Genomic DNA, 21,664 nt, shown 5'->3' with positions numbered 1-21,664 from the left:
GGTCCGATGACCACCTGATCCGCGGGGCTCCGGTCCTGGTACCGTCCCCGCAGGTCAGGCCAATTCGGCCCCGTACCCGAGAGGTTGGAACAGCCATGGATCCCGCCGCGCGCGACGCCGCCGAAGAGGCGTCGGCCTTCTCGCACCCGGCCGTCGCCCCGGACGCCACCGCCGCGTACGGCGACCACCCGGACCAGGTGGTGGACTTCTACGCCCCGCGCGACGGGCGCGACCGGGCCCCGCTCGTCGTCGCCCTGCACGGCGGCGCCTGGCGGGCGCCGTACGACCGGGCGCACCTGTCGCCGTTCGCCGACTTCCTGGCCCGGCGCGGCTTCGCCGTCGCCAGCGTCGAGTACCGGCGCGGCGGCGGCCTGCCGCGCCAGGGCGGCACGGCCCCGGTCGCCGGGCGCTGGCCCGAGACCTTCGACGACGTGGCCGCCGCCCTGGACGCCGTACCGGAGCTGGCCGCCGCGCACCTGCCGCGGGCCGACACGGGCCGGATCGTGCTCACCGGGCACTCGGCCGGCGGGCAACTCGCCCTGTGGGCCGCCGCCCGGCACGTGCTGCCCGCCGGGTCCCCGTGGCGGCTGCCGGCCCCGCCGCCGCTGCGCGGGGTCGTCGCCCTCGCCCCGATCGCCCACTTCGCGCGGGCGGTCGAGCTCGGGGTGTGCGGCGGCGCGGTCACCGAACTGCTCGGCGGCCCGGAGGCGTACGGCGAGCGCGCGGCCTCCGCCGACCCGGCCGCCCTCCTGCCGACCGGGATCGCGACCACCGTCGTGCAGGGCCGCGAGGACGTCGTCGTGCCGTACGCGGTGGCCGACGCGTACGCGGAGGCGGCGGCGAAGGCGGGCGAGGCGGTCGGCCTGACGCTCCTGGAGGAGACCGGCCACTTCCCGCTCGTCGACCCGGCGACGGACGCGTGCGCGGTGGTGGCGGAGGAGATCGCCCAGCTGGCCTGGTGACCTTCACGGGGGATCCCGGCGCCTCCGTAGTACTCAGGACGGACGGGGGAGGATCCGTACGGAGCGGGACGACCCGCCCCGGCGGCCCCCGTACCGTAATCGGCGTGACTCAGACACAGACCCCCGAGACGAGCCGCGCCCCCGAGTTCCGCCTGGTGCAGGCGGCCCTCGGGGGGCTGCGGCAGGAACTCTTCCACGACGCCTTCGCCTACCGGCCGCTGCCGCGCATGGACGTGGAGCGCGGCCCGACCCGCTTCCTGCCGAGGCGGATACGGATCTACGCGGGGCTGCTCCCGCACGCGGTCGTCGCGTTCTGGGCGCTGGTCGTCTTCGGCATGGGATACGACGGCATCTCCTACCACTTCGGCGTCCTGGCGTTCGTGGCCGCCGCCGTGCCCGCCGTGATCGTGCTGCTCACCCTGGTCCGGCCGATCCTGGCCTTCTGGGCCTCGCTCGGAGCGGCGCCCTTCATCGGCTACGTCACCGGCTTCGGGGAGGGCTGGCCCTGGGTGGACGCGATGCTCGTCACGCACCTGGTGGTCCTGGGTGTGGTGGCGCTCCGCACCCGGCCCCGCGCCGCGGCGTGGATGTGGATCGCGACGGCGGTCTTCTCCCTCTTCATGGAGGCGTTCCTCGGCGTCGGGCGCAGTTCCGACACCGCCCCGCTGCTCTTCGTCTCCGCCCTGGTCCTGCTCACCGTCACCGTCTTCCAGATCCGCCGCCAGGCCGACCGCGAGGTCACCGCCCAGCAGACGGTCACCGAGCAGGAGCGGTCGAAGCGGACCCTCCTGGAGGAGCGGACCACGATCGCCCGGGAGCTGCACGACGTCGTCGCCCACCACATGTCGGTGGTCGCCATCCAGGCGGAGGCCGCCCCGTACCGGGTGGAGAACCCGCCGCCGGAGCTGGAGCAGGCCTTCCTCACCATCCGGGAGAACGCGGTCGCCGCGCTGACCGAGCTGCGCCGCATCCTCGGGGTCGTCCGGGCCGAGGACTACGAGGCGCCCGACGCCCCGCAGCCCACCCTGGCCGACCTGGACGCGCTGGTCGCCAACGTCCGGGAGGCCGGTCTCGACATCGAGAAGACGGTGACCGGCGCGGTGCGCGAGCTGCCGCAGGGCGTGGAGCTGTCCGCGTACCGGATCGTCCAGGAGGCCCTGTCGAACGTGCTGCGGCACGCGCCGGGCGCGGCGGCGAAGGTCGAGGTGTCGTACGTGCTCGGCGGCCTGGGCCTGCGCATCGCGAACGGCCCGGCGCGCGGCCTCGTGAAGCCGTCGCCGGGGGCGGGGCACGGCATCACCGGGATGCGGGAGCGTGTGACGATGCTGGGCGGGGAGATGACGGCCGAGGCGACCGAGGACGGTGGCTACGAGGTGACGGCCTTCGTCCCCGTGAGCCGCGAGGAGGCCGAGAAGTGATCCGGGTGCTGATCGTCGACGACCAGATGATGGTCCGGGAGGGCTTCTCGGTGCTGCTCGGCGCGATGCCGGACATCGAGGTCGTCGGCGAGGCGGTCAACGGCCGGGAGGCGATCGCCCAGGTGGCGGCGCTCCGGCCGGACGTGGTCCTGATGGACATCCGGATGCCGGAGCTGAACGGCATCGAGGCCACGCGGGAGATCGTCGCGGCCGACGCGGACGCGAAGGTGCTGGTCCTGACCACCTTCGACCTGGACGAGTACGTGTACCAGGCGCTGCGCGCCGGGGCCTCCGGCTTCCTGCTCAAGGACGCCTCGGCCCGGCAGCTCGCGGACGGCGTCCGGGTCGTCGCGGCGGGCGAGGCGCTGCTCGCGCCGACCGTCACCAAGCGCCTGATCACCGAGTTCGCGAAGGCGCCGGGGGCCTCGCCGCGCCCGCCGGCGATGGCGCAGATCGGGGAGCTGACCGAGCGCGAGACGGAGGTCCTGGTGCTGATCGCGCAGGGCCTGTCGAACGCGGAGATCGCGGACCACCTGGTCGTGGCGGAGTCCACGATCAAGACGCACGTGAGCCGGATCCTGGTGAAACTGGGCCTGCGGGACCGGACGCAGGCGGCGGTGTTCGCGTACGAGGCGGGGCTGGTGCGGGTGGGCGGGTAGCGTCCGCCCATGGACGCCCCCATGGATGCCCCCGCGTACGACCCCTGGTCCCCGGAGTTCGTCGCCGACCCCTACCCGGCCTACGCCGCGCTGCGGGCGGGGGGCCGCGCCCACTGGCACGAGCCGACCCGCCAGTGGCTGATCCCGCACCACGAGGACGTCTCGGCGCTGCTGCGGGACCGGCGCCTGGGCCGTACGTACACGCACCGCTTCACGCACGAGGAGTTCGGCCGGGAGGCCCCGGACCCGGCGCACGAGCCCTTCCACACCCTGAACGACCACGGGCTCGTGGACCTGGAGGGCGCGGACCACGCCCGGATCCGCCGTCTGGTGTCCAAGGCGTTCACCCTGAGGACGGTGGAGAACCTGGCCCCGACGGTACGGCGCCTCGCCGCCGGCCTGGTCGGGGACCTGCTGGCGGCGGGCGGCGGCGACCTCCAGGCCCTGGTGGCGGAACCGCTGCCGGTCGCGGTGATCGCGGAGATGCTGGGGATCCCGGAGGAGGACGAGGAGCGGGGGCGGCTGCGGCCCTGGTCGGCGGCGATCTGCGGGATGTTCGAGCTGAACCCGTCGGAGGAGACGGCGAGGCGGGCGGTGGAGGCGTCGATCGAGTTCTCGACCTACCTCCGCGAACTGATCGCGCGGCGCCGCGAGACCCCCGGCCCGGACCTGATCTCGGCCCTCCTCGCCGTCCCGGAGCTGACGGAACAGGAAATGATCTCGACCTGCGTCCTCCTCCTGAACGCGGGCCACGAGGCGACGGTCAACACCACGGTCAACGGCTGGCGGATCCTCCTCCAGGAGGGCGTCCGCCCGCGCCTCGAAAACTTGTCCACAGCTGTGGAAGAACTCCTGCGCTACGACACCCCGCTCCAGATGTTCGAGCGCTGGGTCCTCGACGACATCGAAATCGACGGCCTGCTGATCCCCCGCGGCTCGGAGGTCGCCCTCCTCCTCGGCTCGGCCAACCGCGACCCCTCCCGCTTCGGCCCCACGACCGACACCCTCGACCTCACCCGCCCCGACAACCCCCACCTCACCTTCGGCGCGGGCATCCACTACTGCCTGGGCGCCCCCCTGGCCCGCCTGGAACTGACGACCCTCTTCGGGGAGCTGCTGCGGCGGGCACCGGGGATGCGGTTGGTGTCGGAGCCGGTGCGGAGGGAGGGGTATGTGATCAGGGGGTTCGAGGAGTTGGTGGTGGAGGTGTGAGGGGTGGTTTGCGGAAGGGCGCTCCCTCACCCGGGATCGATCTGTCCGCCCGGCACGATCGGGCGGACAACCACCCCGGGGCCGTGCCGCGTGATCACATACCCCTGCCGGTGAGGCCACTGGTGTCTCTGGCTCCGGGTACGCCCATGGCCCTCCGGAGAGGGCGGCTCCGCTGCCAGGATGAGCGGCATGACGACGATCGACGGTGAGGTGGCGCCCGGGTTCGAGGCGGTCCGCGAGGCGTTCGCGGCGAACTTCGAGCGGCGTGGGGACATCGGCGCGGCCGTGTGCGCGTACCGGTACGGCAGGCCGGTCGTCGACCTCTGGGGCGGCACCGCCGATGCCGAGACCGGTCGTCCGTGGACGCGGGACACCCTGCAACTGGTCTACTCGGCGACCAAGGGCGCCACCGCGACCGTCGCGCACATGCTGGCCGAGCGCGGTCTGCTGGACCTCGACGCGCCGGTGGCGGAGTACTGGCCGGAGTTCGCGGCGAACGGCAAGGCGGACATTCCGGTGCGCTGGCTGCTGTCCCACCGGGCCGGGCTCGTGGCCTTGGACCGACCGCTCCCGCTGGCGGACGCGTTGGCCTGGGAACCCATGGCGGAGGCGCTGGCGGCCCAGCGCCCCCTGTGGACCCCGGGCGCTGCGCACGGGTACCACGGCCGGACCTGGGGGTGGCTGGTCGGTGAGGTGGTCCGGCGGGTGTCCGGTCGGACGCCGGGGCGGTTCTTCGCCGACGAGGTCGCCGGGCCGCTGGGCCTGGACTTCTTCATCGGCCTGCCGCCGGGCGAGCGCGAGCGGGTCGGTCGCATGGCGTACCGGCAGCCGGCCGTCGATCTCACCGCCCTCCCCGTCGAGTCCGTACCCGCCGAACTCCGCGAACAGGTCGCCGCCTGGCGCGACCCGAACTCCCTGAGCAACCGGGCCTTCGCGGTCACCGACCCCGCCGCGATCGACTTCGACGCCCCCGAGGTCCAGGCGGCCGAACTCCCCTCCTCCAACGGCATCGGCACCGCACGCGCCCTCGCCCGCATGTACGCGGCCCTGATCGGCGAGGTGGACGGTGTGCGGCTGCTCGCTCCGGAGACCCTGGCCTCGGCCACCGGGGAGCAGGCGAGCGGAGAAGACCGGGTGATGCTGGTTCCCAGCCGCTTCGGCACCGGCTACATGCTGCCCACGGACGGCACCCCCATGACCGGCCCGACCGCCTTCGGTCACACCGGCCGAGGCGGCTCCCTCGCCTTCGCCGATCCCGAGCACGGCATCGCCTTCGGGTACGTCATGAACCACATCGTCAGCGGGCCGGACGACGTACGCGCGGCCGCGCTGGCCGAGGCGGTGCGCAGGTCGGTGGTGTGAGTCGGGAGGAACCCTCTAGGCAGGGGTGCAGCAGGCGGACGTGGCCTCGGTGGCCTTGGTGAGGGTGTCGGCGTCCGCCTTCACCGTGTAGATCTCCCACGGCTCCCCGCCGGGGCCCGTGACCCAGACCTTGTCCTGGAGGGCGTAGCAGCAGGACGTGTCGTTCTCCTCGGTGGTGGTGAGGCCCGCGTCGTTCAGGCGGGTGGCGGCCGCGGTGACCCGGGCCGTGGTCTCGACCTCGACGCCGAGGTGGTCGAGGCGGGTGTCCTCGCCGGCCCCGCCCTCGATCAGGACGAGCTTGAGCGGCGGTTCGGTGACGGCGAAGTTGGCGTAGCCGGGACGGCGCTTGGCGGGCTCCACGCCGAAGAGCTTCGAGTAGAAGGCGACCGATCCTTCGAGGTCGGGGACGCGCAGGGCGAGCTGGACGCGGGACATGACCGTCTCCTTGTTTCGATGGCTGTCGATATGGCTCGGTGGAGTCGAGGTTGTCACCGGGATAGATGACTGTCAATATTGACGCATGTCGAAATGGGAACTGCCCCTGGCCGAGCCGGACGGGACGGCGGTCTGCTGCTCGCCGATGGTCCGGGAGCCGCTGGACGAGGCCTCCGCCGTCGACCTGGCCAAGACGTTCAAGGCCCTGTCCGACCCGGTGCGGCTGCGCCTGCTCTCGCTGATCGCCTCGCACGAGGGCGGCGAGGCGTGCGTCTGCGACCTCACCGGCCCGTTCGACGTCTCGCAGCCGACGATCTCCCACCACCTGAAGGTGCTGCGCGACGCCGGCCTGGTCGGCTCCGAGCGCCGGGGCACCTGGGTCTACTACTGGATCCTGCCCGCCGCCCTCGCCCGGCTCTCCTCCCTGCTCCGGGCCCCCTCCGACGCCGTGCCCGCCGGAACGCCCTGATGGAAGCGCCGCTGCGGCGCCGCGCGCTCGCCGAGCTGGTGGGCACGGCCGCCCTCGTGGCCGTCGTCGTGGGCTCCGGGATCCAGGCCGCCGGGCTGACCCAGGACGTCGCCGTCCGGCTGCTCGCCAACGCGCTGGCCACCGTCTTCGGCCTCGGCGTGCTGATCGCCCTGCTCGGACCGGTCTCCGGCGCCCACTTCAACCCGGCGGTGACCCTGGCCCTGTGGTGGACCGGGCGCCGCGACGGCACCGGGCCGGCGCCGCGCGACGTCGCGGCCTACCTGCCCGCGCAGACGCTCGGAGCCGTCGGCGGCGCGGTCCTGGCCCACGCCATGTTCGCCGGCCCCCTCGTCTCCCCCTCCGCCCACGACCGGTCCGCCGGCCACCTCTGGCTCGCCGAGACCGTCGCGACCGGGGGCCTCGTCCTCCTGGTCCTCGGCCTCGGCCGGACCGGACGGCGGCACCTCGCCCCGGTGCTGGTGGCCTCCTACGTCGGCACGGCCTACTGGGCCACCTCGTCCACCGGCTTCGCCAACCCGGCCGTCACCGTCGGCCGGGCCTTCTCCGACACCTTCGCGGGCATCGCCCCGGCCTCCGTACCGCCCTTCGTCGCGTCCCAGCTCCTGGGAGCCGGAGCGGGAGTCGTCCTGGCCACCGCGCTCTTCGGCCGTAATCCGGAAGCCGGCCGCACTCCGGAAACCGGCCGTACCCCGGAAGTCGGCCGCACTCCGGAAACCGGCCGCGCCCCCCAATCAGGGCCCGCACCCGCACCCGCCCCCGCTCCGCCCCGGGAAGTACCCACATGACCATGACCCCCGCCCCGCCCCCCTCCGTCCTCTTCGTCTGCGTCCACAACGCCGGGCGGTCGCAGATGGCCGCCGCCCTCCTCGCCCGCCTCGGCGGCGACCGCGTCGAGGTCCGGTCCGCCGGGTCCGCCCCCGCCGACGCGGTGAACCCGGCCGTCGTGGCGGCCATGGCCGAGGTGGGCGTCGACATCGCCGCCGCGACCCCCGAGGTGCTCACCGCCGAGGCCGTACGGGCCTCCGACGTGGTCGTCACCATGGGCTGCGGCGACGCCTGCCCGTACTTCCCCGGCAAGCGCTACCTCGACTGGACGCTGGACGACCCCGCGGGCCGGGGCGTGGAAGCGGTCCGGCCCATCCGCGACGCCATCGAGCGGCACGTCCGCGACCTGCTCGCGGAGCTGGGCGTCGAGGCCCGCGCATGAGCGCCGCCGTCCGCCTCGCCGCGATGCGCCCCGAGCACGCCGACCGGGTCCTGGAGATCCACCGGCTCGGCATCGCGACCGGCGACGCCACCTTCGAGACCACCGCGCCCACCTGGCCCGAGTTCGACGCCTCCCACCTCCCGGAGCACCGCTTCGTCGCCCTGGACCGGGCGGACGGCGTCGTCGGCTGGACCGCCGTCACCCCCGTCTCGGACCGCTGCGCCTACGCGGGCGTCGTCGAGCACTCCGTCTACGTGCACCCCGACGCCCGGGGCCGGGGCGTCGGCCTCGCCCTGCTCACCGCCCTGCTCGCCTCCACCGACGCGGCCGGCGTCTGGACGGTCCAGTCCGGGGTCTTCCCCGAGAACACCGCCAGCCTGGCCCTCCACCACCGCGCGGGCTTCCGCACCGTCGGCACCCGAGAACGCCTCGGCCGCCACCACGGCACCTGGCGCGACGTCGTCCTGCTCGAACGGCGCAGCCCGGTCGTCGGGACCGGGGAACACCCGCTTTAGGAGAGCGGTGCTCACACCCTCGGCAGCCTCAACCCCCACGCCCCCTCCCGCACCGTCCACGTCCGCCGCCGCACCGGCCCCGAGAGGCGGCCGTCCGCGCGGTAGTGGAAGTCCGGGCCCGAGACGGTGAGGGTGCGGGCGGTGGCGCGGCGGGGCGGGGAGGACGGGGGGTGGACGGTCACCTCGGCCGTGCCGGCGACCGAGCGGGCCGTCAGGGCCTCCAGCGGGACGTCGACGTCCGCCAGGAGGACGCCGTCCGCCTCGACCCGCAGGGGGTGGAGGCGGACCGCCGGGGGCACCAGGGTGCGGACCAGGGACCGGCAGGTGCCCCAGACCGACGGGGCCACCGGGGCCGGGGCGGGGGCGGCCGGGACCAGGAGGTCACCCAGGACGACGCCGTCGCTGTCGTCCACCAGGAGGTCCAGCCGGCGCACCGCCCCCTCCAGGGCCGCCCGCGCCGCCGTCGGCGTGGAGCGCGGCACGCCGAGCGCGTACGCCACCTCCAGGGACTCCGGGGCCCCGATCGGGACCAGGGACAGGGCCCCCTCCGCCAGCTCCCGCTCGCGGTGCAGCAGCGCCACCGTGCGCAGCAGGGCCCGGTCGTCCCCGAGCAGCACGGGGCGCCGGGAGCCGCGCCTGGCCAGGGCCCGGGAGAATTCCTCCGGGCCGTCCGGCAGGCAGATCTTCGCCTCCGCGCCCGCGAGCAGGACATCCTTCGCGATCCGTACGGACTCGCCGTCACTTCGGCGGGCGACCGGGTCGACGATGACCAGCAGCTGGTCGTGATCCGACACCTCGGTCCTTCCTCGGGTAGCATCTTTGTGCAAGAGCCCCTTGCGCTATTGCGCCAGGGGCTTCGTCTATTCCGGGGCACACCGGTGAGGCGGCGTACGCCCCCTGACCTTGGACATGCCCCACCCGGAAGGGGTGTACGCCTGTGCCCGCACTTGTGCTGCTCGGTGCTCAGTGGGGTGACGAGGGCAAGGGAAAGGCCACCGACCTGCTCGGTGGATCCGTTGACTATGTGGTGCGCTACCAGGGCGGCAACAACGCCGGCCACACGGTCGTCGTAGGCGACCAGAAGTACGCGCTGCATCTTCTCCCTTCCGGAATCCTCTCGCCGGGGTGCACCCCGGTGATCGGAAACGGTGTCGTCGTCGACCCGGCGGTCCTGCTCTCCGAGCTGAGCGGACTGAACGAGCGCGGCGTCGACACGTCGAAGCTCCTGATCAGTGGCAACGCCCACCTGATCACCCCGTACAACGTCACCCTCGACAAGGTGACGGAACGGTTCCTCGGCAAGCGCAAGATCGGGACCACGGGCCGTGGCATCGGTCCGACCTACGCCGACAAGATCAACCGCGTCGGCATCCGGGTCCAGGACCTGTACGACGAGTCGATCCTCACCCAGAAGGTCGAAGCGGCCCTGGAGGGGAAGAACCAGCTCCTCGCCAAGCTGTACAACCGGCGGGCCATCGAGGCCGAGCAGATCGTCGAGGAGATGCTCCAGTACGCGGAGCAGATCAAGCCGTACGTCGCCGACACCACCCTGATCCTCAACAACGCGCTCGACGAGGACAAGGTCGTGCTCTTCGAGGGCGGCCAGGGCACCCTGCTCGACGTCGACCACGGCACGTACCCCTTCGTCACCTCGTCGAACCCGACCGCGGGCGGCGCCTGCACCGGCGCCGGCGTGGGCCCGACGAAGATCTCCCGGGTCATCGGCATCCTCAAGGCGTACACGACCCGCGTCGGCGCCGGTCCGTTCCCGACCGAGCTCTTCGACAAGGACGGCGAGGACCTGCGCCGCATCGGCGGCGAGCGCGGCGTCACCACCGGCCGCGACCGCCGCTGCGGCTGGTTCGACGCGGTCATCGCCCGCTACGCGACCCGCGTCAACGGCCTGACCGACTTCTTCCTCACCAAGCTCGACGTGCTGACGGGCTGGGAGCAGATCCCGGTCTGCGTCGCGTACGAGATCGACGGCAAGCGCGTCGAGGAGCTGCCCTACTCGCAGACCGACTTCCACCACGCGAAGCCGGTCTACGAGATGCTGCCGGGCTGGTCCGAGGACATCACCAAGGCCAAGACCTTCGCGGACCTGCCGAAGAACGCGCAGGCGTACGTGAAGGCCCTGGAGGAGATGTCGGGCGCCCCGATCTCCGCCATCGGCGTCGGCCCCGGCCGCACCGAGACGATCGAGATCAACTCCTTCCTGTAGGACTTCCAGAAGGAGCACGCGCGAGGGTCCGCCTCCCGGTCACCGACCGGGGCGCGGGCCCTCGCCCGTTCTAGGACCGCCGCTGGTACTCGCCCGGCTCCGCGTCCACCATCGGGTAGACCAGGAGCCGGTCCTCGCCCTTCCACTTCACGAGCTGGAGGTAGCTGGAGCCGTTCTCGGCGCACTCCGAGTCCCAGGCGGCCGGGTCCCGTACCTGGGGGCCGATCACCAGGAGGTTTCCGGTGCCGCCGAGGACGGCGGTGGAGCCGCAGGAGATCGTCTCGGGGGTGGGGGCGCCGTCCTCGTCCGTGCGCGGGAAGACGTCCCGGAAGCGGACCACCCGGGTGCCGACCGGCCCCTGGGTGACCGTCACCCACGAGCCGTACCGGCCGTCCTGGTCGCCGTAGACCTCCGGCCGGGGGACGTTCCGCCACTCGCCGAGGAGGCGGGCGGGGACGACGGACGTGCCGGTGGGGGACTTGCGGAAGGTGGCCTTCGCGGCGCCCGAGGTCCACTCCAGGACGTCGGGGGAGCGCAGGGCGAGGGTCTGGTGGGCCGCCGGGGTGCAGCGCGCGGCGGGCACGCTGGTCGTCACGTCGGACTCGCCGTACACGACCTCGTCCTCGTCGGCCGAGACGAGCCGGGAGCGGCCCATGCACAGGCGGCTCTCGGACACCTGGACGTAGACGGCGTTCTTGGCGCCGGCCGGGCCCTGGGTGATCTCGATGCGGGCGGTCTCCCTCGGGTGGTCCTCCCCGCCCTGGAGCACGCCCTCCCAGGCGCCGAGGAAGGCCGCCGGGACGATCCCGGCGGGGCCGGGGGAGGTGCCGCCCGTCCGCTCCTTCCCCTTCCCCTGTGCCCGTTCCTTCCCGTCGGCGCCGGTGCCGGGCCAGACGGTGTACGTGACGGTGGCGGCGGCCGCCACCGCGAGGACCGTGACGGCGGCGAGCAGGGTCCGGCGGCGCCGGGGGCGGGGCGGGGTGACGGTCGGGCCCCCGCCGGCCCCGGTGCTTCCCGTGCTTCCGGTGGGAGCCGGATCCCCGGCGGCCGTACCGCCGGAGCCCTCGCCGCCGGAAACCGCCTCCGCTTCGAGCAGGCGCGCCGCGTGCCGCCCCAGCCGGGCGAGGACGTCCGCCGGGAGCCAGGGATCGGCGACCGGCAGGGCCTCGACGAGTTCGCCGGTCGAGGGGCGGGCCGCCGGGTCCTTGGCGAGGCAGGCCCGGATCACCCCGGAGAGCGCGGGCGGCAGGTCCGTCAGGTCGGGCTCGTCGTGGGCGATGCGGAACATGGTGGCGTGGACGCCGCTGTCCGCCGAGCCGAACGGGGCGCGGCCGGTCGCCGCGTAGACGAGGACCGAGCCCAGGCAGAAGACGTCCGACGCGGGCGTCAGGCGCTCGCCGCGCACCTGCTCCGGCGACATGAAGCCGGGGGAGCCGACGACGGCCCCGGTGGTGGTGAGGTCGCCGCCCTCGGCGACCGTGTCGACGGCGCGGGCGATGCCGAAGTCGATGAGCTGCGGTCCGTCGACGGTCAGCAGGACGTTCGAGGGCTTGAGGTCGCGGTGGACGAGCCCGGCGGTGTGGATGTGGCCGAGGGCGCGGGCGAGCCCGGCCGCCAGGGTCCGTACGGTCTCGGTCGGCAGCGGCCCGTACTCGTCGCCCACCACCGTCCGCAGCGACGGGCCCGGCACGTACCCGATGGCGACCCAGGGCGCCTCGGCGTCGGTGTCCGAGCCGAGCACGGGCGCCGTGCCCGTGCCGCCGACCCGCTCCAGGGCGGCGACCTCGCGGGCGAACCGGCGCCGGAACTCGTCCCGGGCGGCCAGTTCCGCGTGCACCACCTTCACGGCGACCGTCCGGCCCCCGGCCGAGCGCGCCAGGAACACCCGGCCCATCCCCCCGACCCCGAGGCGGCCGATCAGTCGGAACGGGCCGATGCGCACCGGGTCTTCCGCGTTCAATGGCTCCACGTCGTCAGAGAATGCCAGACCCGCCCGTGCCCGGGGGCCGGAGGTCCGGAGGTCCGGAGGTGTGACCATGGGGTGATGGACCCTTCCGATCCTTCCGATCCTTCCGCCTCTTCCGTCCCTTCCGGGTCTTCCGATCCTTCCGAGCCGTTCGACGTCCTTTCCCTCCGCCTCGTCCCCGCGGAACCGGGGTCGTGGCGGCCGTCGGCGCGGATCCGGGTGGCGGTCGACGGGGTGGACGTCGTGGAGGCGATCCATCCCGGCAGCGATGCGAGCCTCCACCGGGAGATGCTGACCGGCCCGCCCGGGACGTGGCCGCTGAGGGCCGGCGCCGAACCGAGGCGATTCGAGCTGTCGAACAACCACTGCGTCACCGACTGCTGCGGGGGCGTCTTCGTGACCGTCGAGCGCCGCGGCGGCCTGGTGGTGTGGACGTGGGAGAACACGGACGACATCCGGGTGCGGCTGCCCCCGGACTCCCACTTCGACGCCGACCGGTACGACGCCGAGCTGGACCGCTTCGCCGCCGCCCACGGAGGGGAAGAGCCGCTCGAAGATACCGGCACCGACCGGCCCGACGGGACCTAGAAGGCCTGTCCGTCCCCGCAGGCCCGCAGCCCCTTCGGGGTGGCGCAGGGCAGGTGGCCGTGGACGCGGACGAGGTCCTGGCCGCCGCCCCGGGTGAGATAGGCGAGGAAGCGGGCCGTCAGGGAGCCGGTCGGGGGCTCGCCCCAGGTGTAGGCGTACTCGATCTCCCGGTACGGGTACCCGGACGCGCCCGGCCCGTCGATGCCGGTACCGGCACCGGTACCGGTGTCCGCGTCGGCTTCGCGGCCGTCGATCGCCACCCGGTGCAGGCCCTTCACGCCGCCGCTCGCGCGCAGTTCGCCGTAGCCGATGGCCCCGGGGAGGCGGGCGACGGTGTCCAGGACCTGTTCGGTGGAGTCGAGCTCGCAGCGGGTCACCCGCGCGCGGGGGTCGTCGCGGTGCTCGCAGTCGAGGGAGGAGTGGGCCGGTTCGTTCTCCCCGAGGACCCGGCGCTGGAAGACCTCCCGCGTGCCAGATCCGGCGTTCCGGCTCACCAGCCGGATCGGCAGGTTCGGGCCGCCGAGCACGCTCCAGTTGGTGATGTCGCCCCGGTAGACGCCCCGGATCTGCTCCCGGCTCAGGTTGGCGACGGACGTCCCGTCGTGGACGACGAGGGCGAAGAGGGAGACGGCGACGGGGGTCTCCCGCAGCTCCGGGTGGCCGTTCGGCTTGTGCCCGTCGGAGAGCGCGACGACGGCGGGCGGACCCTTCTTCGCCGCGGCCGCCTTCCTCCCGGCGGCGTCGAGGGCCCGGATGCCGGTGGCCGAGCCGTGCGCGTCCACGAGCACCGTCGCGCCCGCGCAGTCCTTCTCGTACTGCCGCGCCACCTCCCTCGCGACGGGCGCGAAGGCCGTCGAGCCGGTGACCGTGAGGGTGCCCCGGGCGCAGCCGATCGGCGGCGGGACCTCCTCCCGGACGATGATCGCGGCGAGGGCGACGACGCAGGCGGTGAGGCCGACCGTGACGAACAGCGCGGCCCGGCTGAAGACGGGCGGCTTGTCGTCGGGGGTGATGCTGCGGGTGGGGTGGACGCGGCCCTCGGTGATGCTGCCGTCGACCGTGACCCCGCCGCCGATCGGGCCGCCGCCGAGCAGGACGAGCAGCTTGTAGTAGGCGCCCCGGTTGAGCGGGACCTTCGGCAGGGCGATGCTGGTGGCCCCCTCGGCGGGGCCCGTCCAGGAGTCGGGGAAGTGGCTGAGGAGCCGGGGGTGGTCGGGGGCGGTGACGACGACCGCCTTCACGTGCCGCCCCTCGAACTCCACCGTGAGCCCGTGGTCGTCGCCGTCCGTGTAGTGCTCGTGGGCGACGGACAGGGCCCCGTCGTTCTCGATCCGGAGCAGGACGAGGGTGGCGTCCTCCAGGCCGGGGCTGGCGTCGAAGTAGCCGCGCCGCACGGCCGCGCCGGTGCCGGTGGCGGCCCCGGCGGCGCCGTTCGCCCCGGCGCCGATGGCCGTGTCCAGCTGGATGCGGTAGCCGATCCGCCGCTGGCGCAGCACCCACCACTGGTACCAGGCGACACCGATCGAGACGAGGACGCCGATGAGCGCGGTGACCACGGCGATGAGGTTCTCGGAGGTGAGCCAGTCCATGCGCGCGACGGTACGGACGCGTGTGCGGTTCCGTGGCGGACGTCGCCACCCGTCACCCGGTGTTCTTCCTTCCGCAAGCCGGATTCCGGCCGCGTTCCCGACGCCCTGCCCGATGACCCTCCCGGTCGCCTTCCCGGAGCGTCGCGCGGGCGGGCCATCAGCGGTTGCCGGGGGTGGGGAGCCTCTGTGTAATGGCCACGAGGGGGCGTCCGTACGAGGAGTACACGAGCAGTACACGAAGCGGTACACGAGCAGTGCAGGAGTGCCCCATGCGCGTCGTCGAAGTGATCTCCTACGGCGGACCCGAGGTCCTCAGGATCGCCAACCGTCCCGAGCCGGAGGCCGGCGACGTCCCGGGCCGGGTGCGCGTACGGCTCAAGGCCGCCGCCGTGCACCAGGCGGACCTGAGGATCCGCTCCGGGCAGTGGGCCGCCTTCCTGGGCGAGCTGGCCCCGCCCTTCGTCCTCGGCTTCGACTTCGCGGGCGTGCTCCTGGACGCCGCGCCGGGCCTCCCCGAGGGGACCCGGGTGGCCGGTTTCATCCCCTGGGTGACGGAGGGCACGGGGGAGGGCTCGTACGCGGAGGTGATCCGCGCCGACCCCGAGTGGCTGGCGCCGATCCCCGAGGACATGGAGTTCACCACGGCCGCCTCGGTGCCGCTCTCCGCCCTCGCGGCCTACCAGGCCGTCGACCAGCTGGACCTCCCCGAGGGCTCCCCGGTCCTGGTCAGCGGGGCCGGCGGGGTGGTGGGCCGCTTCGCCGTCCAGCACGCCGCCGCCGCGGGGTACCGGGTGGTCGCCCTCGCCGAGGAGGACGACCGGCACGAGCTGCTCCGGCTCGGGGCCGAGGAGCTGATCCCGCGCGGCGACCCGGCGGACGTCGTCGCCAAGGTGCGCGCCCACGTCCCCGAGGGGGTCGCGGCCGTCCTGGACGCCGCGCTCATCGGCGCCCCGCTGCTGCCCGCCCTGCGGGACGGCGGGACCTTCGTCTCGGCCTCCGGCGAGAAGCTGCCGGACCGGGTCCGGGACATCGACGTCACCGCGATCCGCCCCCGCCCGGACGCCGCCCGCCTGAAGGCGATCCTGGACGGCGTCGCCGCCCGCGAGCTGACCACCCGGACGGCGGACATCGTCCCCCTGGCCTCGGCCGCCGAGGCCCACCGCCGCGCGGAGGCGGGGCACCGGCCGGGGCGGATCGTGCTGCTGATCTGACCGCGCGCCCCGACCGGTACGTCCGGCCCTAGGGTCGGGGAATGCTGATCTGGATCAACGGACCGTTCGGCGGCGGCAAGACGCAGACCGCGTACGAGCTGCGCAGGCGGCTGCCGGGGAGCGTCGTCTGCGACCCCGAGCACGTCGGCTTCGGCCTGCACCGCATGGCGCCCCCGGGCCTCCGGGGCGACTTCCAGGACTTCCCGGCCTGGCGGCAGGGCGTGTACGAGGTCCTGGACCTGGCCCTCCGGAAGCACCCGGGCGTGGTGATCGTGCCGATGACGGTCGTGGAGCCCCGGTACTTCGACGAGACGGTCGGGCGCCTGCGCGGGGCCGGGCACGACGTGCGGCACTTCGCGCTCCTCGCCGAGCGGGAGACCGTCCTGCGGCGGCTGCGCGAGCGCGGCTTCGGGCACGCGGTCCGGTTCCTGGCGGGGAAGGACGCCCCGCTCCGGCGGGAGAGCTTCGCCGTGTCCAGGATCGACCTGTGCCTGGACCGTCTGAGCGGCGAGGCCTTCTCGGAGCACGTCCGCACCGACCGCCTCACGGTCCCGCGGGTCGCGGACCGCATCGCCGCCTCGGCCGGGCTCGCCCTCGCCCCCGACACCGACGGCGCCCTCCGCGCCCGCCTGCGCCGGGCGGCGACCGGGGCCAGGCACATCCGCTTCGACTGACCCCCGGCCCCGGATCACCCGGCCCCCGCCCCCAGGCGATCAAGAAGAGGCCGGATGGGGCGCAAGTGACAGGGATCTCCTGTGCGTTCGGTGAAGCTCGTGTGAGAGGCTTCGGATCACCGGCGGTTCGCACCACGCGCCGCCGATGAATGACGCAGGGGGGACATCTCCATGATCAAGAACCGACGCAGGCACGTGCTCCGGGGGGCGCTCGTAGCCACCGCCGTCACCGTCGCCGCGGCGACCGCCGCGGGCACGGCCTTCGCCGCCGGCGCTCCGGTCGGACCCGGCCAGGCCCGCGCCGAGGCCGGCGCCGCCCAGCAGGCCGCGAAGGCCCCGAAGGCGGGCGCGTTCGGCACGAACGACGACGTGGTCAACACGCCGACCTTCATCATGAACGCGGTCAACAAGAAGAACGGCGACCTGCACCTCTACGTGCCGAACTTCACCGGCGGCTTCCAGCCCGGTGAGAACCTGGAGATCGACTTCTCCGAGTTCGCCGACTGGATCGACGTCGACAACGACAAGGACGGCTTCGAGGACGGCAGCTGGGCCCTCTACAAGAACGGCCGGCTGGACTTCACCGGCTTCGTCGGCGAGGAGTACTTCGAGAGGAACGTCGGCACGGGCTGGAACATCTACAGCACCGTCCTCTCGCCGGGCAGCATCGGCGGCGCCCCGGAGGCCGACCTCATCGGCGTCGACAAGGCCGGTGTCCTGTGGAGCTACCTCTCCTACCCGGACGGTCGCCTCACCCCGCGCACCAAGGTCGGCGGCGGCTGGCAGGCCTACAACCAGATCGCGGGCCAGGGCGACCTGACCGGTGACGGCAAGGCCGACATCGTCGCCAAGGACACCTCCGGTGTCCTGTGGCTGTACAAGGGCACGGGCGACTACAAGGCCCCCTTCACCGCCCGCACGAAGGTCGGCGCCGGCTGGAACATCTACGACCGCCTGCTCTCCGTCGGTGACCTCGACAGCGACGGCAAGACGGACCTGATCGCCCGCAAGACGAACGGCGAGCTGTTCCGCTACTCGGGCACCGGCAACGCCGCGGCCCCGTACAAGGCGCCGGTCAAGATCGGCTTCGGCTACCAGGTCTTCAACCTGCTCTGAGCGGTGTGAAGTCGAGCTGATCGGTACGAAAGTGCCGTGAGCGACAGGCCCGGGTGGACGGTCTCCGTCCCCCGGGCCTTTCCCGTGCCCCGCCCCACTGTCACGATTTCTGGTCTAGACCTTGACAGGTCCAGACCAATCACGCTTCGCTGGCCCTTCCCGAACCCGGACCCCCCCACCCGGAAGGACGAGCGATGCTCCGCAAGCTGCTCACCCTGTTCGCCGCGCTCTGTACGGCCGTAGGCCTCGCCGTACTGCTCCCCGCGACCAGCGCCGGCGCCGCCCCGGCCTGTGTGACCGCCTGGAACTCCTCCACCGTCTACACCGGTGGCAAGACCGCCTCGTACAACGGCCGCAACTGGTACGCGAAGTGGTGGACCCAGAACGAGCGCCCCGGCTCCTCGGACGTCTGGCGCGACGAGGGCGCCTGCGGCACCGGCGGCGGTGGCGACGGCGGCCAGAACAACGGCTTCGTGGTCTCCGAAGCCCAGTTCAACCAGATGTTCCCGAACCGGAACCCGTTCTACACGTACGCGGGCCTGGTCAACGCCCTCAAGTCGTACCCCGCCTTCGCCAACACCGGCAGTGACACGGTGAAGAAGCAGGAGGCCGCGGCCTTCCTCGCCAACGTCTCCCACGAGACCGCCGGGCTCTACTACATCGTCGAGCAGAACACGGCCAACTACCCGCACTACTGCGACGCCGGGAAGCCCTACGGCTGCCCCGCCGGCCAGGCCGCGTACTACGGCCGCGGGCCGATCCAGCTCTCCTGGAACTTCAACTACAAGGCCGCCGGTGACGCCCTCGGCATCGACCTCCTGAACAACCCCTGGCGCGTCGAGCAGGACCCGGCCGTCGCCATGGCCACCGGCCTCTGGTACTGGAACACCCAGAACGGCCCCGGCACGATGACCGGCCACAACGCCATGGTCAACGGCGCGGGCTTCGGCGAGACGATCCGCTCGATCAACGGCACCCTGGAGTGCAACGGCGGCAACCCGGCCCAGGTGCAGAGCCGGGTCACCAAGTACCAGCAGTACACCCAGATCCTGGGCGTCCCCACCGGGGCGAACCTGTACTGCTGACGTCCGCACGGGTACGTCGGGGGGCCGGTCCGCGCGACAGCGGGACCGGCCCCTCTCGGCGTCACGGGAAGAGGGCGACGAACTTGACGACCCCGCCCTCGGAACCGCCTCGCCCTCAACGCCGTGGCGACGCAGCCGACGACGGTGAGCGCCGCGCCGTCAGCTCTGCCAGGCGACGAACTCGCTCCACGCGGCGGGCTCCACGGCGAACGTGGGCCCGCCGTCCTGCTGCTTGGAGTCCCGCAGGTGCACGGCGTGCGTGCAGGTGGCGACCTCCACGCAGTTGCCGCCGCTGGCGTCGCTGTACGAGGACTTGCGCCACGTGAAGGCCACCTCGACGCAGTTGCCGCCGCCGCTGTCGCTGTAGCTCGACTTGAACCACTGCAGGGTGTCGTTCATCTCCGTACTCCCGCCAACTCCTCGATGAAGCCCAGCGACCTGCGCGGATCCAGGGCCTGTGCTCGGATCTTCGCATACTGCTGCATGTGCCCACTTACCTTCGCCCGGTCGGTGATCAGCAGGCTTTCTCGCTGCACCTCCAGGTAGGTCACCCGGTCGTGGGCCGAGGTCTCCACGATGTTCAGCTCGCCGTGCGCACCTGCGTACTCTCCGTCCAGCCCCGCGTCCATGGGCAGCACCTGAAGGTTCACGTTCCTCCTCCGCGCGCACTCCGCCAAGTACTCCAGCTGCTCCCGCATGACCTCGTTGTCCCCGAACGGCCGCTTCAGCACCGACTCGTCGAGGATCAGCTCGATCTCGCACACCGGCTTCCGGTCGAACAGCACCTTCCGCGCCATCCGGCCGACCACCAGCTCCTCGGTCCGCTCCGGAGTGGGCTCCGGGTACCCGCCCGCGATCAGCGCCCGCGCGTACGCCTCCGTCTGGAAGAGGCCGTGGACCACGTGGTTCGCGTACAGCCACAGCGCCACCGCCTTCTGTTCGATCGGCGCGTACCCCCGGAACTGTTCCGGCAGTTTCTCCAGCCGTACGAGTTCCCGCAGCTCCTCGAAGACACCTGTCCCGCTACTCAGCGCCTGTTCGAGCTGTACGAGCATTTCGTCGCTCACCGGCTGGATCATCCGCTCCACCGCGCTGATCGCCGCGCCGGTATAACCCATCACCGTACCGAGCTGCTCCTGCGTCATTCCTTTCCTCGTGCGCATTCTCTTGGTCAGCGACGCCGCCATCCGCGCCGCCGGACCCAACGGTTCCTTGTTCTCCGCTCGCACCATCGCGCTCCCCATTCGAACTCAACCGGTCTCAACCGGTCTCAACTGCTCCCCGCCCAATTCGACTGCATTCAAGCTGCGTTGACGCAGGTCGACAGAATGCCGACGCACCGTCAGCAGTCGTGGAAAACGCTAGCTTCGGCGCGGGAACATGTCCTCGTGATTGAAGAGAATCGGGAAGTAAACGTGGATTGGATTCCAGTTTCCGGATTCCAACTCCGTAAGGCCGGCGTACAATTCGACGCCGTTCGGGTGGACGGCGAGGACGGGCGTCGGCTGGCCGACTGGATGGAGGCGCTCACCGACGGCGACCCGGGGCCGGTCGTCATCGAGGCGAACGGGCGGCGCGGGGTCTACTTCCTGGTGCCGCCGGGGACGACGGCGCGCAAGGCGTGGCCGCGCGGGGTGACCCGCTTCAACGCGGGGCCCGCGCACGTGAGCTACGTGCCGGTGCCCGCGCTGACCGGTCGGACCTGGCCGCTCGCGTGGCGGTGCCCGCCGACGGGGCCCGACCGGTTCGTGCATCCGCTGCTGCTGAGGAGCGCGGTCACGGAGCTGATGGAGCGGCGTCCGCTGCTCCCGGCTCAAAGTCCTCCAGAGCCGTGAGGGCCCGGGAGAGGCGCTCCAGGACCCGTACGGTCTCGTCGAAGGCCTCCTGGCCGCCCAGCTCCCGGAGGAGGAGCGCGGCCAGCTCCGCGTGGCCCGGGTCGACGCGGCGGACCGCCGCCCGGCCCGCGTCCGTGGGGGCGAGGAGCTTGGCGCGGCGGTGGGCCGGGTTCGGCTCGTAGGACGCCAGGCCCTCCCGTACGAGGAGGTCGGCCACGCGCTGGACGCTCTGCCGGGTGATGCCCATGACGCGGGCGATCCCGGCGACCGGCAGGGGCTCGGGGAGTACGGCTCCGAGGACCTGCCACCAGGCGGCGGTCAGGCCCGCCGGCTCGGCCAGCTTCTCCGAGACGGCGAGGAACTGGCCGTTCAGCCGGAAGACGCCCAGGGCCGTGCGGGACAGGGCGTCCTGCTCCTCGCGGCTCATCCGTTCAGCTCGGCGAAGGCCGCCGGGTCCGAGTCGTGGAAGAGGCGGAACCAGGCGTCCCGCTTCCCCTCGTACGCGCCGAGGCGGGCGAAGATCTCGCGGGCGAAGGCGACCGGCTCGGTCGGGCCCGCCGTGATGAGGTCGCCGTCCCGGACCGCGTCCGCGTCGACGTAGTGCTCGGCGCCCTTGTAGCCGGTGGCGGCCAGGTAGAAGGAGACCGCGCTGGTGTGGCGGCGGTCGTCGAGCAGGCCCTCGCGGGCCAGGCCCGCCGTCGCGCCGCAGATCGCGGCGACCGGGACCCCGGCGTCGAGGAAGGCGCGGGCCTTGGCGGCGAAGGGGGCCAGCTCGTCGCCCTCGTCGTACTTCTCGGCCCCCGGCAGGATCAGCAGGGCGCTGTCCTCGGGGCGCAGGTCGGAGAGGGCCAGGTCGGGGACGATCCGGATCCCGGCGATCGTGGTGACGGGCTCGCCGGCGACCGGGCCGACGGTCCTGACGGTGTGTCCCGCGCGGGCGAGCCAGGCCGTGGCGTGGCCGGTCTCCCAGTCCGCGAGGGTGTCGTAGACGGCGAGGTGGACGATGCGGGTGCCGCTCTCGTTTGTCATGACAGCAGACTGTCATCTCGACAGCATGCTGTCAAGGGTGGGGGTCGGGAGAACAACGTGTCGCGTCCCTCCCGGTCTCGGTGGACAAGA

24 protein-coding genes are annotated in these 21,664 nt (G+C 72.9%); 16 read left to right on the top strand and 8 right to left on the bottom strand.

The window, feature by feature from the left end:
- The first annotated feature begins 95 nt into the window (after positions 1-95).
- The 5 genes from ACIQD7_RS29085 to ACIQD7_RS29065 all read left to right on the top strand — a co-directional run bounded on the left by ACIQD7_RS29085 (position 96) and on the right by ACIQD7_RS29065 (position 5,613).
- The gene (locus ACIQD7_RS29085; protein WP_390755665.1) at positions 96-962 is read left to right on the top strand and encodes an alpha/beta hydrolase family protein; all 867 of its coding nucleotides are present in this window, start codon (positions 96-98) and stop codon (positions 960-962) included.
- A 104-nt stretch (positions 963-1,066) separates the two neighbouring features.
- A complete protein-coding gene (locus ACIQD7_RS29080; RefSeq protein ID WP_402445420.1) occupies positions 1,067-2,380 on the top strand; it encodes a sensor histidine kinase in 1,314 nt (437 codons plus the stop codon).
- Positions 2,377-3,039 (top strand): response regulator transcription factor, encoded by a 663-nt coding sequence (locus ACIQD7_RS29075; protein ID WP_121829805.1) that lies wholly within the window; start codon positions 2,377-2,379, stop codon positions 3,037-3,039. The genes ACIQD7_RS29080 and ACIQD7_RS29075 overlap by 4 nt, the downstream gene beginning before the upstream one ends.
- Before the next feature lie 9 nt (positions 3,040-3,048).
- On the top strand, positions 3,049-4,251 hold the full coding sequence (locus tag ACIQD7_RS29070; protein ID WP_402445419.1) for a cytochrome P450: 1,203 nt from the start codon (positions 3,049-3,051) through the stop codon (positions 4,249-4,251).
- Between the two features lie 189 nt (positions 4,252-4,440).
- Positions 4,441-5,613, top strand: coding sequence for a serine hydrolase domain-containing protein (locus ACIQD7_RS29065; RefSeq protein ID WP_402445417.1), 1,173 nt, complete (start codon positions 4,441-4,443; stop codon positions 5,611-5,613).
- A 15-nt stretch (positions 5,614-5,628) separates the two neighbouring features.
- Here ACIQD7_RS29065 and ACIQD7_RS29060 read toward each other — a convergent pair whose 3' ends face one another.
- Positions 5,629-6,048 carry an ArsI/CadI family heavy metal resistance metalloenzyme gene (locus ACIQD7_RS29060; RefSeq protein ID WP_402445415.1) on the bottom strand — a complete coding sequence of 140 codons (420 nt, stop codon included), beginning with the start codon at positions 6,046-6,048 and terminating at the stop codon, positions 5,629-5,631.
- 85 nt (positions 6,049-6,133) lie between these two features.
- On the opposite strand from ACIQD7_RS29060, the gene ACIQD7_RS29055 reads away from it, so the two are divergent.
- From ACIQD7_RS29055 to ACIQD7_RS29040, 4 genes are read left to right on the top strand one after another with little or no spacing between them, the layout of a single operon-like run.
- Positions 6,134-6,517: a metalloregulator ArsR/SmtB family transcription factor gene (locus ACIQD7_RS29055; RefSeq protein ID WP_391055435.1), complete on the top strand. Its 384-nt coding sequence runs from the start codon at positions 6,134-6,136 to the stop codon at positions 6,515-6,517.
- Positions 6,517-7,323 (top strand): aquaporin, encoded by an 807-nt coding sequence (locus ACIQD7_RS29050; protein ID WP_402445413.1) that lies wholly within the window; start codon positions 6,517-6,519, stop codon positions 7,321-7,323. Before ACIQD7_RS29055 ends, ACIQD7_RS29050 begins: the two co-directional genes overlap by 1 nt.
- Positions 7,320-7,745 carry an arsenate reductase ArsC gene (locus ACIQD7_RS29045; protein ID WP_402445411.1) on the top strand — a complete coding sequence of 142 codons (426 nt, stop codon included), beginning with the start codon at positions 7,320-7,322 and terminating at the stop codon, positions 7,743-7,745. Before ACIQD7_RS29050 ends, ACIQD7_RS29045 begins: the two co-directional genes overlap by 4 nt.
- On the top strand, positions 7,742-8,260 hold the full coding sequence (locus ACIQD7_RS29040; protein WP_402445410.1) for a GNAT family N-acetyltransferase: 519 nt from the start codon (positions 7,742-7,744) through the stop codon (positions 8,258-8,260). The genes ACIQD7_RS29045 and ACIQD7_RS29040 overlap by 4 nt, the downstream gene beginning before the upstream one ends.
- An 11-nt stretch (positions 8,261-8,271) precedes the next feature.
- On the opposite strand, the gene ACIQD7_RS29035 is transcribed toward ACIQD7_RS29040, so the two are convergent.
- Positions 8,272-9,054, bottom strand: coding sequence for a diacylglycerol kinase (locus ACIQD7_RS29035; RefSeq protein ID WP_402445408.1), 783 nt, complete (start codon positions 9,052-9,054; stop codon positions 8,272-8,274).
- Between the two features lie 143 nt (positions 9,055-9,197).
- Here ACIQD7_RS29035 and ACIQD7_RS29030 point away from each other — a divergent pair, with 143 nt between their 5' ends.
- Positions 9,198-10,481, top strand: coding sequence for an adenylosuccinate synthase (locus ACIQD7_RS29030; RefSeq protein ID WP_121829798.1), 1,284 nt, complete (start codon positions 9,198-9,200; stop codon positions 10,479-10,481).
- Between the two features lie 70 nt (positions 10,482-10,551).
- Here ACIQD7_RS29030 and ACIQD7_RS29025 read toward each other — a convergent pair whose 3' ends face one another.
- The gene (locus tag ACIQD7_RS29025; RefSeq protein WP_402445406.1) at positions 10,552-12,450 is read right to left on the bottom strand and encodes a protein kinase; all 1,899 of its coding nucleotides are present in this window, start codon (positions 12,448-12,450) and stop codon (positions 10,552-10,554) included.
- Between the two features lie 216 nt (positions 12,451-12,666).
- Between ACIQD7_RS29025 and ACIQD7_RS29020 the strand changes: the two genes are divergently transcribed.
- Positions 12,667-13,035, top strand: a complete 369-nt coding sequence (locus tag ACIQD7_RS29020; RefSeq protein WP_391165766.1) for a hypothetical protein — start codon at positions 12,667-12,669, stop codon at positions 13,033-13,035.
- Here the strand turns inward: ACIQD7_RS29020 and ACIQD7_RS29015 are convergent.
- Complete coding sequence (locus ACIQD7_RS29015) at positions 13,032-14,624, bottom strand: PstS family phosphate ABC transporter substrate-binding protein (RefSeq protein WP_402445404.1); 1,593 nt, start codon at positions 14,622-14,624, stop codon at positions 13,032-13,034. The genes ACIQD7_RS29020 and ACIQD7_RS29015 overlap by 4 nt on opposite strands.
- Before the next feature lie 269 nt (positions 14,625-14,893).
- Here ACIQD7_RS29015 and ACIQD7_RS29010 point away from each other — a divergent pair, with 269 nt between their 5' ends.
- From ACIQD7_RS29010 to ACIQD7_RS28995, 4 genes are all read left to right on the top strand, one after another.
- Positions 14,894-15,835: an NADP-dependent oxidoreductase gene (locus ACIQD7_RS29010; RefSeq protein ID WP_402445403.1), complete on the top strand. Its 942-nt coding sequence runs from the start codon at positions 14,894-14,896 to the stop codon at positions 15,833-15,835.
- Positions 15,836-15,876: 41 nt separating this feature from the next.
- Positions 15,877-16,509: an AAA family ATPase gene (locus ACIQD7_RS29005; protein WP_390755663.1), complete on the top strand. Its 633-nt coding sequence runs from the start codon at positions 15,877-15,879 to the stop codon at positions 16,507-16,509.
- A gap of 171 nt (positions 16,510-16,680) precedes the next feature.
- Positions 16,681-17,625, top strand: a complete 945-nt coding sequence (locus tag ACIQD7_RS29000; RefSeq protein WP_402445401.1) for an FG-GAP repeat domain-containing protein — start codon at positions 16,681-16,683, stop codon at positions 17,623-17,625.
- A 194-nt stretch (positions 17,626-17,819) separates the two neighbouring features.
- Positions 17,820-18,710 (top strand): glycoside hydrolase family 19 protein, encoded by an 891-nt coding sequence (locus tag ACIQD7_RS28995; RefSeq protein WP_402445399.1) that lies wholly within the window; start codon positions 17,820-17,822, stop codon positions 18,708-18,710.
- Between the two features lie 159 nt (positions 18,711-18,869).
- On the opposite strand, the gene ACIQD7_RS28990 is transcribed toward ACIQD7_RS28995, so the two are convergent.
- Together ACIQD7_RS28990 and ACIQD7_RS28985 are read right to left on the bottom strand one after the other, a co-directional pair.
- Positions 18,870-19,109 carry a DUF397 domain-containing protein gene (locus tag ACIQD7_RS28990; RefSeq protein WP_402445397.1) on the bottom strand — a complete coding sequence of 80 codons (240 nt, stop codon included), beginning with the start codon at positions 19,107-19,109 and terminating at the stop codon, positions 18,870-18,872.
- Positions 19,106-19,942 carry a helix-turn-helix transcriptional regulator gene (locus ACIQD7_RS28985; RefSeq protein ID WP_402445395.1) on the bottom strand — a complete coding sequence of 279 codons (837 nt, stop codon included), beginning with the start codon at positions 19,940-19,942 and terminating at the stop codon, positions 19,106-19,108. The genes ACIQD7_RS28990 and ACIQD7_RS28985 overlap by 4 nt, the downstream gene beginning before the upstream one ends.
- Positions 19,943-20,098: 156 nt before the next feature.
- Between ACIQD7_RS28985 and ACIQD7_RS28980 the strand changes: the two genes are divergently transcribed.
- Complete coding sequence (locus ACIQD7_RS28980) at positions 20,099-20,545, top strand: hypothetical protein (protein WP_121829789.1); 447 nt, start codon at positions 20,099-20,101, stop codon at positions 20,543-20,545.
- On the opposite strand, the gene ACIQD7_RS28975 is transcribed toward ACIQD7_RS28980, so the two are convergent.
- Both ACIQD7_RS28975 and ACIQD7_RS28970 read right to left on the bottom strand, forming a co-directional pair.
- Positions 20,487-20,972, bottom strand: a complete 486-nt coding sequence (locus ACIQD7_RS28975; RefSeq protein WP_121829788.1) for a MarR family winged helix-turn-helix transcriptional regulator — start codon at positions 20,970-20,972, stop codon at positions 20,487-20,489. The two genes, ACIQD7_RS28980 and ACIQD7_RS28975, sit on opposite strands and share 59 nt — an antisense overlap.
- Positions 20,969-21,574, bottom strand: coding sequence for a DJ-1/PfpI family protein (locus tag ACIQD7_RS28970; protein ID WP_121829787.1), 606 nt, complete (start codon positions 21,572-21,574; stop codon positions 20,969-20,971). Before ACIQD7_RS28970 ends, ACIQD7_RS28975 begins: the two co-directional genes overlap by 4 nt.
- Positions 21,575-21,664: the final 90 nt, after the last annotated feature.

The sequence above is a fragment of the Streptomyces sp. NPDC093071 genome (assembly GCF_044754545.1).
GTDB lineage: Bacteria > Actinomycetota > Actinomycetes > Streptomycetales > Streptomycetaceae > Streptomyces.
Note: the sequence above shows the minus strand (reverse complement) of the source record. Positions and strands in the feature narration are given on the sequence as shown.

Excerpts from the sequence above, each read along its gene's own strand:
- ACIQD7_RS29085 (WP_390755665.1), top strand. The coding sequence starts at position 96 with ATGGATCCCGCCGCGCGCGACGCCGCCGAAGAGGCGTCGGCCTTCTCG.
- ACIQD7_RS29070 (WP_402445419.1), top strand. The coding sequence starts at position 3,049 with ATGGACGCCCCCATGGATGCCCCCGCGTACGACCCCTGGTCCCCGGAG.
- ACIQD7_RS29065 (WP_402445417.1), top strand. The coding sequence starts at position 4,441 with ATGACGACGATCGACGGTGAGGTGGCGCCCGGGTTCGAGGCGGTCCGC.
- ACIQD7_RS29060 (WP_402445415.1), bottom strand. The coding sequence starts at position 6,048 with ATGTCCCGCGTCCAGCTCGCCCTGCGCGTCCCCGACCTCGAAGGATCG.
- ACIQD7_RS29055 (WP_391055435.1), top strand. The coding sequence starts at position 6,134 with ATGTCGAAATGGGAACTGCCCCTGGCCGAGCCGGACGGGACGGCGGTC.
- ACIQD7_RS29050 (WP_402445413.1), top strand. The coding sequence starts at position 6,517 with ATGGAAGCGCCGCTGCGGCGCCGCGCGCTCGCCGAGCTGGTGGGCACG.
- ACIQD7_RS29045 (WP_402445411.1), top strand. The coding sequence starts at position 7,320 with ATGACCATGACCCCCGCCCCGCCCCCCTCCGTCCTCTTCGTCTGCGTC.
- ACIQD7_RS29040 (WP_402445410.1), top strand. The coding sequence starts at position 7,742 with ATGAGCGCCGCCGTCCGCCTCGCCGCGATGCGCCCCGAGCACGCCGAC.
- ACIQD7_RS29015 (WP_402445404.1), bottom strand. The coding sequence starts at position 14,624 with ATGGACTGGCTCACCTCCGAGAACCTCATCGCCGTGGTCACCGCGCTC.
- ACIQD7_RS29010 (WP_402445403.1), top strand. The coding sequence starts at position 14,894 with ATGCGCGTCGTCGAAGTGATCTCCTACGGCGGACCCGAGGTCCTCAGG.
- ACIQD7_RS29005 (WP_390755663.1), top strand. The coding sequence starts at position 15,877 with ATGCTGATCTGGATCAACGGACCGTTCGGCGGCGGCAAGACGCAGACC.
- ACIQD7_RS29000 (WP_402445401.1), top strand. The coding sequence starts at position 16,681 with ATGATCAAGAACCGACGCAGGCACGTGCTCCGGGGGGCGCTCGTAGCC.
- ACIQD7_RS28995 (WP_402445399.1), top strand. The coding sequence starts at position 17,820 with ATGCTCCGCAAGCTGCTCACCCTGTTCGCCGCGCTCTGTACGGCCGTA.
- ACIQD7_RS28990 (WP_402445397.1), bottom strand. The coding sequence starts at position 19,109 with ATGAACGACACCCTGCAGTGGTTCAAGTCGAGCTACAGCGACAGCGGC.
- ACIQD7_RS28985 (WP_402445395.1), bottom strand. The coding sequence starts at position 19,942 with ATGGTGCGAGCGGAGAACAAGGAACCGTTGGGTCCGGCGGCGCGGATG.
- ACIQD7_RS28975 (WP_121829788.1), bottom strand. The coding sequence starts at position 20,972 with ATGAGCCGCGAGGAGCAGGACGCCCTGTCCCGCACGGCCCTGGGCGTC.
- ACIQD7_RS28970 (WP_121829787.1), bottom strand. The coding sequence starts at position 21,574 with ATGACAAACGAGAGCGGCACCCGCATCGTCCACCTCGCCGTCTACGAC.